Genomic DNA, 13,383 nt, shown 5'->3' with positions numbered 1-13,383 from the left:
CTGCATCCAGCATGATAAAAGCTAAGTTTAGTCGGCCTTTTTATCTGCATCTGTCTGCTTTCTTGTGTCGGGCTGCTTCGTGCTGGAAGAAGCAGTCCAACTTACCTGGCGAGATGGTTTACTTTGATGTGTCGGGGAAGTCCTCTTGTTTCTCAGTCGCTGCGCGCATCCTTTTACCAGATCCTCCGCTGCCTCGCGGATCTGATGCGGATTCTGAATCGTCACAAGGGCATAAAACATGTCTGGTGTTGGAATCTTCGGCAGGTAAATATAATAAGAAGGAACCCATTCGGTCGGGCTGTATTTTTCCTTGGCACGGTAGAGATCGCGGAATCCATAACAGTCATTCAGGTGGTTGTAAGCGAAGCAGAGCAGCTTTTCGACCGGATTAGAGCTGTCATTTTTCAAGCCAGCGAGCGGGGCAACACCGAGGCTGCCATACTCAATGCCCTCGTCTTTGAAAACCTGAAATGCGTCGTAAAGAATCGTCTCCATCACGCCGCTCGGTGCGCCGGTTCCGTGGCGGGTGACGTCCGCCATGTAGCCTCTTTTGCCGAGAAATGGGACAAACACGATGAATGCCACGATTTTTCCGTCGGCGTCGGTGGCGTAGAAATAACGCTTGTCCATCGGATTTTCCAGCCCGACAGTTCCCATAACGAAAGTCAGCATCGAACTCTTTTTCTGTTGCAGCCATTCGTTCGTGATGCGGTTCAGATCTGCCTCAATCTGTGCATCCCGCTGTTTCAGCGGGCAGTATTCATGGACGACGACCCCGGCTTTCCGGGCGTGGTTGATGTTCATCCGCATCTTGGCGCCTTTCTTGCCAGAGATTTCATAGTCCGCAAGGTGGAAACGGGCTTCCTCCCCGTTTTTGACCCATCCAAAGCCCTGCTTTTTATATTCTTCCAGAAAATGGTCAGTGACGCTGATAAAAAACAAGTTGTGAGCGCTGCGCTGGCAAAATTCTTTAAATTCTGCCAGGAGAACCGGAAAATCGCTGTCCGCGCAGATGGGATCGCCGTTGATGACGATGGTGCTGCCGACGACTCCGTAGGGGATGACGCCGTCTACCTTCTGACCGAAATATAGGAGTTTGTCATCCTCCAGCGTCAGGTAGGCGCTGGGATTCTGGCTGTACAGGTTGACGAGGGTGCGGGCATGCATCAAATCCGAAGCATGGCTGACTGGATGCAGCAGCCATGGGCGGACCGCATACAGAATGGAGGCGAGGATGCAGCCCCAACTGAACCAGAATGTAACCAGTTCGACTACATGTGTTTCACGTGAAACATTGCTCGGATTTCCCATGCCGAAAATCATGGCAGTTCCCTGAATGAGACTATCCATCAGCGAGTCAAGAGAGGTTTCTCCCAGCGGTTTTACCGAAAAATGATAGCTGATACCGGCATTGACGATGATGCCTGCCAGTGCCAGCAGCAGAAATAGGAGAGAGCGTCCGAGGCTGCGCCGGTCAGACGGGCAGCAGAAGTCCTTCCGAAAACACAGGAGAAGCAGAAATAATACGGCTTCTGCCAGGTGGAACGGAAGATACAAAGGCGAAGAAAGTGCTGTCAGCCCGCGTAAAAAGCTTAAAAACAGCAGGATAACAGCAATGTTCCAGGCGGCGCGCTTCCGTTTCCAAAGCTGGAAGGTCAGGATGAAGAGCACGACAGAAAAGGCACGCTGTACCATGTGCCCCATTTCCAGAAGGATACCGACGCGGTTTGCCAGTCCCAGCCCTGGCAGGAAGCTGAGAATAAAAAGTACAAGGGAAAGAACGCCAAGTGCGCCGATCAAGGTGTTTTCCAGTTGGATTCGTGAGTTCTGTTTCATATTATAATGTCCTCCGTGTCAGTCTTGTACAGATATAATCTGTAAGGTGCTATGAAACGGGCATAAGCGCACAGGCGGCTTATGCTTGCCCTTGTTATAGTACGGAAAAACAGGGATGTCAAGATAAGATTTTGCATGGAAATAGGAGTGGAGAAATTCCGTTACTGTTTACGGGTAGGCACTTTTGGAACCGAAGGTGCCGTAAGAAAACATGGTGGCAGCAGGAATTCTTTGTGATAGAGGCAAAGGCACAGGGGGATTATGCAGACAGAAAAGGAACGGTTCAAAATGGAGAAAAGAAGCAGTTTGTTGGATGATTGACAAGCGAGGAACGCAGTTTCTATGGAAATCAAAGTAATAAAATGTAAAATTTTTGAAAAATACACAAATATATCAAAAGTGAATAGTTAAAACAGTTGAAATCCACCAGAATGCGTGCTATAATCTGGGTATAGGGTGGTTAAAAAATTAACAGGAGGTAGTATCAATATGGCTAGATTTACATTACCGAGGGATCTCTATCATGGAGAAGGATCTTTAGCGGAACTGAAAAATCTGAAAGGCAAAAAGGCAGTCGTTGTCGTTGGCGGTGGTTCCATGAAACGCTTCGGTTTCCTTCAGAAAGTAGAAGATTATCTGAAAGAAGCTGGCATGGAAGTGGCTCTGTTTGAGGGAGTAGAGCCAGATCCGAGCGTTGAGACCGTTATGAAGGGCGCAAAGCTTATGCAGGAATTTGGTCCGGACTGGATCGTAGCGATCGGCGGTGGTTCTCCAATTGATGCAGCGAAAGCGATGTGGGCATTCTACGAGTATCCAGATACCAAGTTTGAGGATCTGATCACTCCGTTCAATTTCCCGACACTGCGTACAAAAGCAAAATTCTGCGCGATTCCGTCTACTTCTGGTACAGCAACTGAGGTTACGGCATTCAGCGTTATTACCGATTATCATAAGGGTATCAAATATCCGTTAGCAGATTTCAATATCACACCAGATGTAGCGATCGTGGATCCGGAGCTGGCTGAGACCATGCCGCAGAAGCTGACCGCAAACACTGGTATGGATGCGATGACCCATGCGATCGAGGCGTATGTATCCACACTTCATTGTGATTACACCGACCCGCTGGCACTTCACGCAATCAAGATGATTCATACCTATCTGGTTAAATCTTACAATGGCGACAAAGAAGCGAGAGCATGTATGCACAACGCACAATGCCTGGCAGGTATGGCATTCTCCAATGCACTGCTTGGTATCGTCCATTCCATGGCACACAAGACAGGTGCAGCTTACTCCGGCGGACATATCGTTCACGGTGCAGCGAATGCGATGTATCTTCCGAAGGTTATTAAATTTAACTCCAAGGAACCGGAGGCAGCTTCCCGTTATGCAGATATCGCGAAGTTCATCGGTTTACAGGGAGACAGCGACGAGGCTCTGGTTGACGCTCTGATCGCTGAGATCAAAGAGATGAACAAGCAGTTAAATATCGCTCCGAGCATTAAGCTCTATGAGGGCGGAATCATTGACGAGAAAGAATTCAATGATAAACTGGCAACCGTAGCAGAGCTGGCAGTTGGCGATGCATGTACCGGTTCCAACCCGCGTTCGATCAATCCGGAGCAGATGGCGAAACTTCTGACCTGCTGCTTCTATGATACAGAGGTTGATTTCTAATTTAAGAAGCTTCTGAATTTAGAATGCAAAATTAGAATGTAAAACATCGTGTTTCGATGTTGGAAGCGGTTCTGAAAAGAATCAAATATGTAAAGTAAAGAAGCCATCCGGCTAAAAACTGGATGGCTTTTATCGTTGTGTTTTTTGTTAGCTGGTGTTTTGCATTTTTGGTGAATGGCGCGTTTGTGTCCTATGTGTTTTCTGCGTGGCTGTTTTTCTCACCGTTTTCTCCGTCTGCCATTGCGTCATGCTGTCCGGTCAGCTGTGCCAGAAGTGCTTTCGCTTCCTCTGTACAGCGGAGAATCTGTGCCTGGTCCGGCAGCTCGATGTCGTGGATCAGGACATTCCGCAGCTTGCGGAGCTGGACAATCTGGTTGATCATTTCTTTGTCAAAGAGATCCATCCGCTTGAGTGTATTGATATTGAAGGCACCGCGGGAACGCGTCGAGGTGCGCCGTGCAGTCTTGTTGAGCAAGCGCTCTAATGGTACCCACTCCTCGAGGAACTGGTTGACTGCCTGCAGGGTTTCCGGTGAGGCGGTCTCCGGTTCCGTCCGCAGCTCCTGGTAGCACTGGTAGCGCTTTTCATTGCCGGAGATAATCTGATCGATGATTTGCTGGGAAATGGTGCGCCGATCCTTTTCAAATTTGACAGACCGCAGAATCGGGGTAATATCTTTGAGGCCGGTAAGCTGTAAACGCTGCAAAAGCCGGTAGAGCAAGGCAATATTTCCCATTCGAAGCTCGATGTCCTCGGTTTTGAGATGGCTGCTCAGGAAATTATAGAGATAGGACGCCAGCTCGTACTGGCTTCCAAACGCGGCATTGCGGCTGCGGAGCCGCTCATTTCCGGCTGCCTGTAGGCGTTCCAGCGCGATCTCGCCGGCAAGGACCAGACCATTTAACTCATCTAAGATCGACAGCTCTTCCTCGGATAAAGTTCCCTGCATTGGCTTGTAAATCAGATCATGTTCAACCTCGGACCAGGCGTGCATGATCAGGGACGCCACCTGGATCTCGATGCGCGCCGATCCGTATTTTTTCTGTGATTCATTCAAAATTTCATCGCGCATCCGCGCGCGGTAATGGTTCGCCCAATAGCCGGAAAACCGTTTGTGGTAAGTCGGGGGTTTCGACTGTTCCGGGAACTGTTTAAATTCCAGGATGTTGAAAAGCTCCGAGATGATCGCATCTACCTTGCCGCGGTCACCGGGGAAATACAGGGAGACGCGTACACCGGACAGATCGGCAATGTCGTCGTAGATTTCCTCGAGTGTCTGGTATGGTTCTTCACGTCTGGAATTGCGCCGCTGCACTTTTGTGCGGAGTCTGGCGGGATTCTTGGCGCGAGAGGTCACGATCGCCCGGATACCGGCATTTTGCAGGGCGAGCTGGAGTTTCTCTGCCGCGAGCCGCCCGGCTGCGTCGTAGAATGTCCATTTCATCTTGTATGTATCGATAAATTGTTGTATTAAATCCATAAGCAGCCCCTCCCAAGGTGCATAATAAAGCTTAGAAGAAAGCATTCTGATAAAAGAAATGCTTCTTCTTTCTATCATGAAGTATAGCAAAGATGGAAGCACTCTGCCAGTGGTTCTATGTAAAAAATATGTTACTGTACACGCATACGTGTCCAGTAACGGAATTTGCCGTGGCTTCGCATTTAAATATGGCAAATTCCTGCTGCCACCACGTTTTCTTACGGCACTTTCGGTTCCAAAAGTGCCTACCCGTGTATAGTAACAAAAATATTACTGTCCCCGCATGTGTGCCCGGTAACCTAATATGGACTTATACACAGATTTGTGGTAAAGTTATGGACAGTGACAACGTGAAGAAAGAAAAGTAAGAGGTAACGCAGAGAAAACGGAACCGTTACAAAGAGACGAGAATTATGGGACAGTTTATAGTATTGGATCTGGAATGGAACCAGAGTCCGGCGGGCAAGGAAGGCTCGATGAACCGGCTTCCATTTGAGATTATTGAGATAGGCGCGGTAAAATTAAATAAAAATCTTCAAATCATTTCGGAATTTCGCCGTCTGATCCGCCCGCGGGTGTACCGGCAGATGCATTATAAGATATCAGAAGTGACGCATATGTCGATCGAGCAGCTTGACACAGAAGGCGAGGATTTTGTGCGTGCGATGACCGAATTTTTAGAATGGTGCGGGGATGATTACCGGTTCTGTACGTGGGGCTCGATGGATCTGACCGAATTGCAGCGGAATATGGTATATCACGGGATGGAACTGCAGTTTCCATCGCCGCTTCTCTATTATGATTTGCAGAAAATCTATGCCCTGATCCACGGCACCAAGCAAAAGGAGTCGTTAGATACCGTGGTAGAGGAATTGCACCTCACGGAAGACCGTCCGTTCCACCGGGCGCTGGATGATGCGTACTACACGGGGCGTGTCATGAGTGAGATGGACTTTTACAGCATGATGGAGTATGTTTCAGTGGATTATTACCAGCCGCCGCTGACGGAGGAGGAAGAGATCTACCTGGAATTTCCAGAATATGCGAAATTTGTGTCGCGTGAGCATGAGACGAAGGAAGAGATTTTGGAGGAACGGCGTGTGGCGGAGATGGTTTGTTACAAATGCCGCCGGACCTTGCGGAAAAAGATCCGCTGGTTTTCCTCAAACCAGAAATTTTACTTCTGTCTGGCGGTTTGCCCGGAGCACGGTTATATGAAGGGAAAGATCCGGATGAAGAAGTCGGAGGACGGATCGTTCTTTGCTGTTAAGACGACGAAGCTGGTCGGTGAAGAGGGAGCGGCCTACGTGGAGCAGAAGAAGGAGGAAACGAAGAAGAAGCGCGCGGAACGCAACAAGGCGAAGAAGTCTGGAAAGGCGGCAGAAGCAGCCGAGTAGGGTAAAGGCAACCGAGCGGATGGAGCGTATGAAATAGGAATTAGAGAAAAGAAAAAATTCATAGAAAAGAGTTACTGGATATGGAAATGTTTCTCCTGCCTGTTTAGAGTAAGGTAAAAGAAGAGAATTTCCACATCTGGTAACTCTTTTTGTGTCAGTTATGGGATTTTATGCGAACGTTTCTTCCTTTTTTTCGCCAGCGCCGTTCGGCGGTTCTGCATCATCAGGTCGAAATCTGCTTCGGACATTCCGCTGTCGCGCAGACGTTCTGCGCGCCGTCTGCGGCGTTCTGCGAGGGCGTCCTCCTCCTGGCGGCGCTGCATCTGGAGAAAACGGATGCCGGCGGTGACCGCGCCAATCACGACAAGAATGGCGGTCAGTGCGGCGATGAATGCCGGTGGAACGCGGACGGAAATATGAAACAGCTGTCCAAAGGATTTACCGGTGGAACTATTTTCCTGATTAGCAGCCGATTCGGGCGGATTGGAGAGCGGCAAGGCCTCCGAGGAGCCGTTTGAGAGGGCAGTGTCGGAGCTGTCCTGCGCGGTAGCTGTTGCCGCCTGGGATACAAGCTTTTCGGGAATATCTGCCGCTGTCTGGCTGCTGTCGGTGAGGGTCAGATATGCCTGGCCAACCTTGTGATCGCCGAGCGAATAAGTGACACAGGCGATCGTGCCGTCCGGTGCGCCAGACGGGATCTCATAGTCGAAGGAGGTCGTTGTCTCCGAGAAATCCGCTGTTTTTGGAAGTACCACGCGGCTATCTGGGTCGATGGACATGGATTCGCCCCCGGCGGTAGATACATCTGCAATTTTCAAATCTTTTCCGATATTTGAAAAAGTTTGATCATAATCTGCAATTTTGACTGACTGGAAATTGTTAAATCCAAAGTCGAGCAGCCGGCTGGTATCCTCATACTGCGTGTTGTTGCTGTGCAGGATGACGGTAATCAGTGTCGTATCGCCCTGTCTGGCACCATTGACCAGTGTGTTGAGGGCGATGGAGGTATAACCGGTTTTGCCGCCGAGGACGTCCGGACGGTAGTACTGCGGCCAGTTCTTTTTGACCAGCTTATTGCCCGGGGAGATGCCCTGTCCCTCGGGATTTTTCTGGTTCGGCGGCAGTTTATAGTAGGTTGTCTCGACGATCTTGGCAAACGTAGGATTTTCAAATGCCGCCCGCGTGATGAGCGCCATGTCGTAGGCGCTGACATAGTGTTCCTCGTTATTCAGACCGCTCGGATTTGCAAAATGCGAATCCTGGCACCCAAGCTCGGCGGCTTTTTCATTCATCAAAACAGCAAATGCATCAGCGGAGCCAGCAACGTGCTCGGCGAGGGCGTTGGCAGCCTCATTGGCTGATTTTAAAAGCAGGGCGTAGAGGCAGTCCTTGACGCTGGCAGTATCGCCTGTATCGTATCCGGCGCTGCTGCTGTTGGATTCCACGTTGTAGACCGCGCTCTCGGAAAAGGTGACTGTCTCATCGAGGGAACAGTGCTCCAGAACGATGAGGGAGGTCAGAACCTTCGTGATACTGGCGGGAGAGTAGGTTTCATGGATGTTTTTTCCATATAAAACGACTCCGGTGTTGGCGTCCATGACGATCCCGGCATCGGAGTCAATGGAAATGTCCGCTGGCCAGTCGGTGGAGGCAAGCGCCTGCATCGGGGCGGCGAGCAGGGACAGCAAAAGTGTACCAATTAAAAACAAGGACAACTTGCTGCCTGTGCTGCCAGCTATTTTCGTCTTCAAATCCGGAGCAGCCGGGTGGCTGGAACTACCTGGAGAGCTGCCGCCTCCGGAATTTCCGGAATTTTCTGCCCCTGATTTGCCCCTGCGGTGTTCCCGCAGGATACATGCAAGGCAGAGAAGAAACAGGGCGCCGGTCATCAGGCAGAAGGTGATGCCGATCCGGGCGGCGGTGTCCATGAAAAATGGTTCCGGCACGATGTTGATCAGAAGATCGGTCCGTGGATCGAGCTGCCAGAGATCGTTGGTAAAGAAGATTTTGTGGAAAATAATAAAATATTTCGTAAAATCAGTGGAAATGATCCCGGCAAGCAGGGCGGTCACGCCCAGAAATAAAACCGTCCCGGCGCAGAGCATCCGTGGCAGCAGGTGTTTTAACGGAACCTTGAAAAGTGCCAGCAGTGCAACCGATGCCGCTGCCAGAAACAGGCAGAGGCGGCGCAGCGCCAGTCCTCCGAGAAAGAGGTTGCGGACATCCGCCATGTGCGCCTTCTCCCTGGCGTTGAAAAATTCGCGCGGCGTCCCGTCTACGACGGTGTCAATGTTCAGATCGTCGCGGCTGCCGCGCAGATACGCCATCATCTCGTCCGTCACGTAAAGCAGGTCGTCCATTTCCATATGGACATCATCGGCAACCTGGTAGCGGGTGTATTCATTTTCATAATAATGCGGCGTCCAGTAGGCGACGGCTTCCACCGAGGTGATCAGAAACACGATCATCAGACTGAAAGCACAGATAAGCCCCAGAAGCCAGCTTAAATATGTTTTTTTCTGTGTCATATAAAACCTTTCGCGGCTGTCAGATTGTGGTACAGCTGCAGCCTTTCATTTTATGTGATAAATTTGTAAAGAGGTCGTTTGTTCTATTTTCCTTGAAACGGCTCTGTATGTTAAAGTTTCCGTTTCGTTATCCAGTATAACAGTTTCGGGGAAGCATGAAAAGGCGCGAAATGGAAAAATATGTGAAATTTTTGTTACTGTTTACGGGTAGGCACTTTTGGAACCGAAAGTGCCGTAAGAAAACATGGTGGCAGCAGGAATTTGCCATATTTGAATGCGAAGCCACGGCAAATTCCGTTACTGGGCACGATGCGTGAACAGTAATAAATTTTTCGAAAGAATGGCGGGAGGGTGGAATAGGGGCTTGCCAGCTGGCGGGGGATTCCTGTATACTGGGGGAAGATGTTATAATCTGGAGCAGAAAGAGAGAGGATACGAATATGATAAAGGCAGTCATCTTTGATATGGATGGGGTCATCATTGACAGTGAAGGAATTTATCTGAATTATCTGTATGAATATGCAAAAACGAAAAATCCGGAGGTGACTCTGGAGAGTCTGCACGGAACGGTGGGGACGACGAAGCAGGACTGCTGGATGGTTGTGGAGAAGGCGATCCACAATGGTCAGACCTGGCAGGAGCTGCATGACGAGTATCTGGGGCGCTGGACGGACATTTTTAATTCGATTGATTATCTCTCGATCTTCCGCCCGGAGATTCTGGATGTGATGGATCGCCTGAAAGCAGAGGGCTTCCGGCTGGCGGTCGCATCCGCGACGAATATTGAGCAGGTGGAGCGCATTTTAAAGGAAAATGGCGTGGCGTCCCGTCTGGAGCGGATGATCAGTGCGAGTACGTTCAAGCGCAGCAAGCCGGATCCGGCGGTTTACCTCTATACGGCGGAGCAGATGGGCCTGCAGCCGGAGGAGTGCCTTGTGATTGAGGATTCGACGGTCGGCATCACGGCGGGGCACTGCGCGGGAATGACAGTGGCGGCGCTCATCGATAACCGTTTTTCCTTTGACCGGAGTCTGGCGGACTATGAGTTAAATTCGCTGGAGGAGATTGTGCCGCTGGCGGAGAAAATTCGGGATTTGAAGTAAAATTTGAGTTGAGTAAATTCAGGGATTCATTGCGGAAAGTATAATTGCGAAAGTGATGAACCATTGTACAAAGAAAATGAAAAGGAACCATGTATGTCAGGGAGAAGAATCACTGCATGTATGGTTCCTTTTTGGCTGATTACTGCGAAACCTGCCGGATAAAGTCTCTGGAAACGTAGGCTTCCTGTCCGTTGTAGCTGATTACCGCCCATTTTTCGTCGTAATCACGGAGATATTCCACATCGGTATCTGGTGCCAGAACGCCAATCCTGTCGGTGTCGGTGGATGGCTCCGGACGGACATTGACTGTGTCGGTGGTCCGGTAAACGGTCGATTCTGCAGCAACGGTCTCTGCCTCGGTTTCTGGAGCCAGCGATTCGGTGCTGACGGCTGCAGTAGAATCCGGTTTGGCATCCGTCGCAGGGCGTATCATCTTGATGATCAAAAGCAGCAGGATGATAATAATAATCAGAAGCACTGGTTTAATAATGCTTCGAAATTCAAAAGACGGACCGCCTGCATAGGCGCGCGGACGGCGTCCCCCGGAGCTGCCGGAACGTGTGCCGGCAGGTTTTCCGTTTCCAGAGCCGGCAGAGGGATGGCGGCTGTTCCCGCGAAGGCGGGAAGAAGCGGAGGTTGGAGCTGCACTTCGGGAAGCCCGGGTGGATTTTTTTGTGTCATTATAGTCATTTGCGAAGGTGTAGACCTCCTGCGACAGAAGGTGATGCGCCTGATTGGCGTTGTAGGCGCTGTTGTCTCCCTCATGGATCGCCTTGTTGCCGATCGTGCGGATCTTGTGGTAATGTTCGCAGGTGGTCTTGCTGATTTTTCCGGCGCTGTAGAGGGCGTCGATCATCTCCAGAAGACCGGTTTCCAGAATGCCATACCGCTCGCAGAGGCATTTGACCATGTATTCAAGGGTCTGGCGGGCTTTCACCATCGCCAGGTTATAATTCTTCTGTCCGATCAGGCGCTCGGTCTCGCGGACCCCGCCGTGGATCTGTTCCCAGGTGCTCTGACCTGTGTTAGCTGTTGTTCCCATAGGCATATCCTCCTGTGTATATGATGCAGGTCCGAAACCGGCGTGCCGGCGGCTGTTCCCGGACGGATACTGACTTTTGAATGTCCGGCAAACGGGTGAAAAGACGGCATCCATTTCGTGACCGTATGTTTGGTTTTGTCCTAAAATTATTATAATATAATCGCTTGAATTATTCATCTATAAAATGATAAAAATTGGAAAAGTTATGAAATTTGTAAGAAAAGGACACAAAGTCGGACGGATTAGAAAGGACGGCATGGAGGAGAGTGGAGGCTGTTTATGGGCAGGCATTTTTGGAACCGAAAGTGCCGTAAGAAAACGTGGTGGCAGCAGGAATTTGCCATATTTAAATGCGAAGCCACGGCAAGTTCCGTTACTGGGCATGTATGCGTGAACAGTAACACGGGGATCGTAAAATGGTGTGAAAATAGAGCACCTTTGCTTGCGAAATGGGGGCTTCAATGGTAAGATAAGGATAGATCCGGCGGGTAAGCCGGGGCGTCTCAACGGAATGATACGGTACGGAAGAAAGTCCATCCGGGGCGGCGCAGATTGTAGACAGCAGGAGGAACGAAGATGAGATTACGCCATATACCGGGCGCAGAGCAGATGATAGAAGAAAACCCGCATGTGGTTCATGGGGCGAAGGAGAAGAAGGGAACCTGGCAGCAGATTTTTGGAAATGACCATCCGATCCGCATCGAGGTGGGTATGGGTAAAGGCCAGTTTATTTTGGAGCAGGCGTCCCGCAACCCGGATGTGAATTTTGTGGGTATTGAGAAATATTCGACGGTTCTTTTAAAGGCGATCCGCAAGAGAGAACAGATGGAACTGTCCAATATCTATTTCTTATGTGAGGATGCCAGAGAACTGGCAGAGATTTTTGGACCGGGGGAAGTAGAGCGGATTTATTTAAATTTTTCGGATCCGTGGCCGAAGGACCGACATGCGAGACGGAGACTGACCTCGCCGCCATTTATGGCAGTGTACGATCAGATTCTCCAGAAGGATGGAAGAGTCGAGTTCAAGACGGACAACCAGGATTTATTTTCCTATTCCCTGGAAGCCATCCCGGAGGCGGGCTGGCACATCACAGAATATACCCGTGACCTGCACCACAGCGAGATGGCAGAGGGCAACGTCATGACCGAGTACGAGGCAAAGTTCTCGGCGCAGGGGAAGCCGATCTGCAAGCTGGTGGCAGTGCGGTAGGAAAATCGTTACTGGGCACGTATGCGTGAACAGTAACAAATCGGGCAGGATTTGACGGTTATCTGAGCTGGCAGAACCGGAATAAAGAAAATAAAAGCTGCATATATTTACTATAATATAAAGAAGGATGGCTGGATGCGCGGCGGTGCTTTTTGTGAGAAAACTGGACTCACATGAATGGTAACGAGGCGCGCAGAGCGTTTGCCAGAAGTCAGGAATGGATATTAAAAAGCAGCTTACACGGAAACTTGTTCAGGCGACCAGCGATAAGGTGGAACTGAATAAACAGGCGTTAAAATGGAAAAAATCGATGGAAGAGGCAGCAAAGGCACTGGGAGGCGGTAAAAAGAAGCCGTCGTAAAGAGAAACAGGACACTTCTGTTGACTGCCTGTATGGATAGAACGAAAGGAGAAAATGAGTGATGGAAATGAAGTTTACAACTGCGAATTTTGAGGAAGAGGTACTGAAATCGGAGATCCCGGTACTGGTTGATTTTTATGCAGATTGGTGCGGTCCGTGCCAGATGATGGCGCCGGTGATCGGGCAGCTGGCGGGCGAGTATGAGGGAAGAGTGAAGATTGGCAAGCTGAATGTCGATGAGAACCCGGATATTGCAGTCCGGTATAAGGTTATGTCGATCCCGACGATGATTATTTTCCGGAATGGGGAAGTGTTCAGCAAGGAAGTCGGCGCTAGTTCAAAGAAGGAAGTGGAGAAGGCAATTGGGCGGGCGCTGTAAAAGCTGCGTCTTTGGAGTATGGCGTGGGGCAGGGTAAAAAAGGTTGCGTCTTTGAGTCCCGGCGTGCGCAGCTCGAAAAAGCTGGCGCTTTTCCTCGCTGTCGGGCATTCGCCCTATAAAGAAAAAAAGAGATAACGGATGCTGCTTATGTGCAAGCACAACGCGTCATCCGCCATCTCTTTTTTTCTTTGCACGCCTCATTGCTAACGCACAAAGTGCCTGCCCCACAGCTCTCGGTCTGCGAAACAAGCACTTGATAGTGCGCCTTCAGGGACTCGAACCCTGGACAAATAGATTAAGAGTCTACTGCTCTACCAACTGAGCTAAAGGCGCTTATTTTGTTTTCTTGCGGATGCCTCATCCGT

10 protein-coding genes and 1 tRNA gene are annotated in these 13,383 nt (G+C 50.1%); 6 read left to right on the top strand and 5 right to left on the bottom strand.

The annotated features are described in order from the left end of the window. Positions 1-27: 27 nt before the first annotated feature. Positions 28-1,836: a phosphatidylglycerol lysyltransferase domain-containing protein gene (locus tag DWZ45_RS10240; RefSeq protein WP_118468992.1), complete on the bottom strand. Its 1,809-nt coding sequence runs from the start codon at positions 1,834-1,836 to the stop codon at positions 28-30. A 489-nt stretch (positions 1,837-2,325) separates the two neighbouring features. On the opposite strand from DWZ45_RS10240, the gene DWZ45_RS10235 reads away from it, so the two are divergent. Next, positions 2,326-3,516 (top strand): iron-containing alcohol dehydrogenase, encoded by a 1,191-nt coding sequence (locus tag DWZ45_RS10235; protein WP_118468990.1) that lies wholly within the window; start codon positions 2,326-2,328, stop codon positions 3,514-3,516. Positions 3,517-3,706: 190 nt separating this feature from the next. Here DWZ45_RS10235 and DWZ45_RS10230 read toward each other — a convergent pair whose 3' ends face one another. Next, positions 3,707-4,996 carry a RelA/SpoT domain-containing protein gene (locus DWZ45_RS10230; protein WP_118468988.1) on the bottom strand — a complete coding sequence of 430 codons (1,290 nt, stop codon included), beginning with the start codon at positions 4,994-4,996 and terminating at the stop codon, positions 3,707-3,709. Between the two features lie 413 nt (positions 4,997-5,409). Between DWZ45_RS10230 and DWZ45_RS10225 the strand changes: the two genes are divergently transcribed. Continuing rightward, positions 5,410-6,393, top strand: coding sequence for a 3'-5' exonuclease (locus DWZ45_RS10225; protein WP_022359138.1), 984 nt, complete (start codon positions 5,410-5,412; stop codon positions 6,391-6,393). A gap of 158 nt (positions 6,394-6,551) precedes the next feature. On the opposite strand, the gene DWZ45_RS14825 is transcribed toward DWZ45_RS10225, so the two are convergent. Further along, complete coding sequence (locus DWZ45_RS14825; RefSeq protein WP_338126547.1) at positions 6,552-8,921, bottom strand: TIGR01906 family membrane protein; 2,370 nt, start codon at positions 8,919-8,921, stop codon at positions 6,552-6,554. Between the two features lie 440 nt (positions 8,922-9,361). Between DWZ45_RS14825 and DWZ45_RS10210 the strand changes: the two genes are divergently transcribed. After that, positions 9,362-10,024 carry an HAD family phosphatase gene (locus tag DWZ45_RS10210; protein ID WP_107000922.1) on the top strand — a complete coding sequence of 221 codons (663 nt, stop codon included), beginning with the start codon at positions 9,362-9,364 and terminating at the stop codon, positions 10,022-10,024. A gap of 139 nt (positions 10,025-10,163) precedes the next feature. Here DWZ45_RS10210 and DWZ45_RS10205 read toward each other — a convergent pair whose 3' ends face one another. Next, positions 10,164-11,066 (bottom strand): SH3 domain-containing protein, encoded by a 903-nt coding sequence (locus DWZ45_RS10205; RefSeq protein ID WP_118468986.1) that lies wholly within the window; start codon positions 11,064-11,066, stop codon positions 10,164-10,166. Positions 11,067-11,642: 576 nt separating this feature from the next. On the opposite strand from DWZ45_RS10205, the gene trmB reads away from it, so the two are divergent. The 3 genes from trmB (at position 11,643) to trxA (ending at position 13,018) form a co-directional block, all read left to right on the top strand. Next, positions 11,643-12,278, top strand: a complete 636-nt coding sequence (gene trmB / locus DWZ45_RS10195) for a tRNA (guanosine(46)-N7)-methyltransferase TrmB (protein WP_118468982.1) — start codon at positions 11,643-11,645, stop codon at positions 12,276-12,278. Positions 12,279-12,495: 217 nt separating this feature from the next. Continuing rightward, a complete protein-coding gene (locus DWZ45_RS14520; protein WP_182426662.1) occupies positions 12,496-12,639 on the top strand; it encodes a hypothetical protein in 144 nt (47 codons plus the stop codon). A gap of 61 nt (positions 12,640-12,700) precedes the next feature. Continuing rightward, positions 12,701-13,018 carry a thioredoxin gene (gene trxA / locus DWZ45_RS10190; protein WP_118468980.1) on the top strand — a complete coding sequence of 106 codons (318 nt, stop codon included), beginning with the start codon at positions 12,701-12,703 and terminating at the stop codon, positions 13,016-13,018. A gap of 260 nt (positions 13,019-13,278) precedes the next feature. Here the strand turns inward: trxA and DWZ45_RS10185 are convergent. Next, positions 13,279-13,351, bottom strand: a tRNA-Lys gene (locus DWZ45_RS10185). Positions 13,352-13,383: the final 32 nt, after the last annotated feature.

This window comes from Clostridium sp. AF32-7AC, from assembly GCF_003477925.1.
Taxonomy (GTDB): Bacteria; Bacillota; Clostridia; order Lachnospirales; family Lachnospiraceae; genus Otoolea; species Otoolea fessa.
This window is presented reverse-complemented; position numbering and strand designations above follow the sequence as displayed.

What these genes read in the sequence shown, in the direction of transcription:
- DWZ45_RS10240 (WP_118468992.1), bottom strand. Translation starts at nt 1,836, where the DNA reads ATGAAACAGAACTCACGAATCCAACTGGAAAACACCTTGATCGGCGCA.
- DWZ45_RS10235 (WP_118468990.1), top strand. Translation starts at nt 2,326, where the DNA reads ATGGCTAGATTTACATTACCGAGGGATCTCTATCATGGAGAAGGATCT.
- DWZ45_RS10230 (WP_118468988.1), bottom strand. Translation starts at nt 4,996, where the DNA reads ATGGATTTAATACAACAATTTATCGATACATACAAGATGAAATGGACA.
- DWZ45_RS10225 (WP_022359138.1), top strand. Translation starts at nt 5,410, where the DNA reads ATGGGACAGTTTATAGTATTGGATCTGGAATGGAACCAGAGTCCGGCG.
- DWZ45_RS14825 (WP_338126547.1), bottom strand. Translation starts at nt 8,921, where the DNA reads ATGACACAGAAAAAAACATATTTAAGCTGGCTTCTGGGGCTTATCTGT.
- DWZ45_RS10210 (WP_107000922.1), top strand. Translation starts at nt 9,362, where the DNA reads ATGATAAAGGCAGTCATCTTTGATATGGATGGGGTCATCATTGACAGT.
- DWZ45_RS10205 (WP_118468986.1), bottom strand. Translation starts at nt 11,066, where the DNA reads ATGGGAACAACAGCTAACACAGGTCAGAGCACCTGGGAACAGATCCAC.
- trmB (WP_118468982.1), top strand. Translation starts at nt 11,643, where the DNA reads ATGAGATTACGCCATATACCGGGCGCAGAGCAGATGATAGAAGAAAAC.
- DWZ45_RS14520 (WP_182426662.1), top strand. Translation starts at nt 12,496, where the DNA reads ATGGATATTAAAAAGCAGCTTACACGGAAACTTGTTCAGGCGACCAGC.
- trxA (WP_118468980.1), top strand. Translation starts at nt 12,701, where the DNA reads ATGGAAATGAAGTTTACAACTGCGAATTTTGAGGAAGAGGTACTGAAA.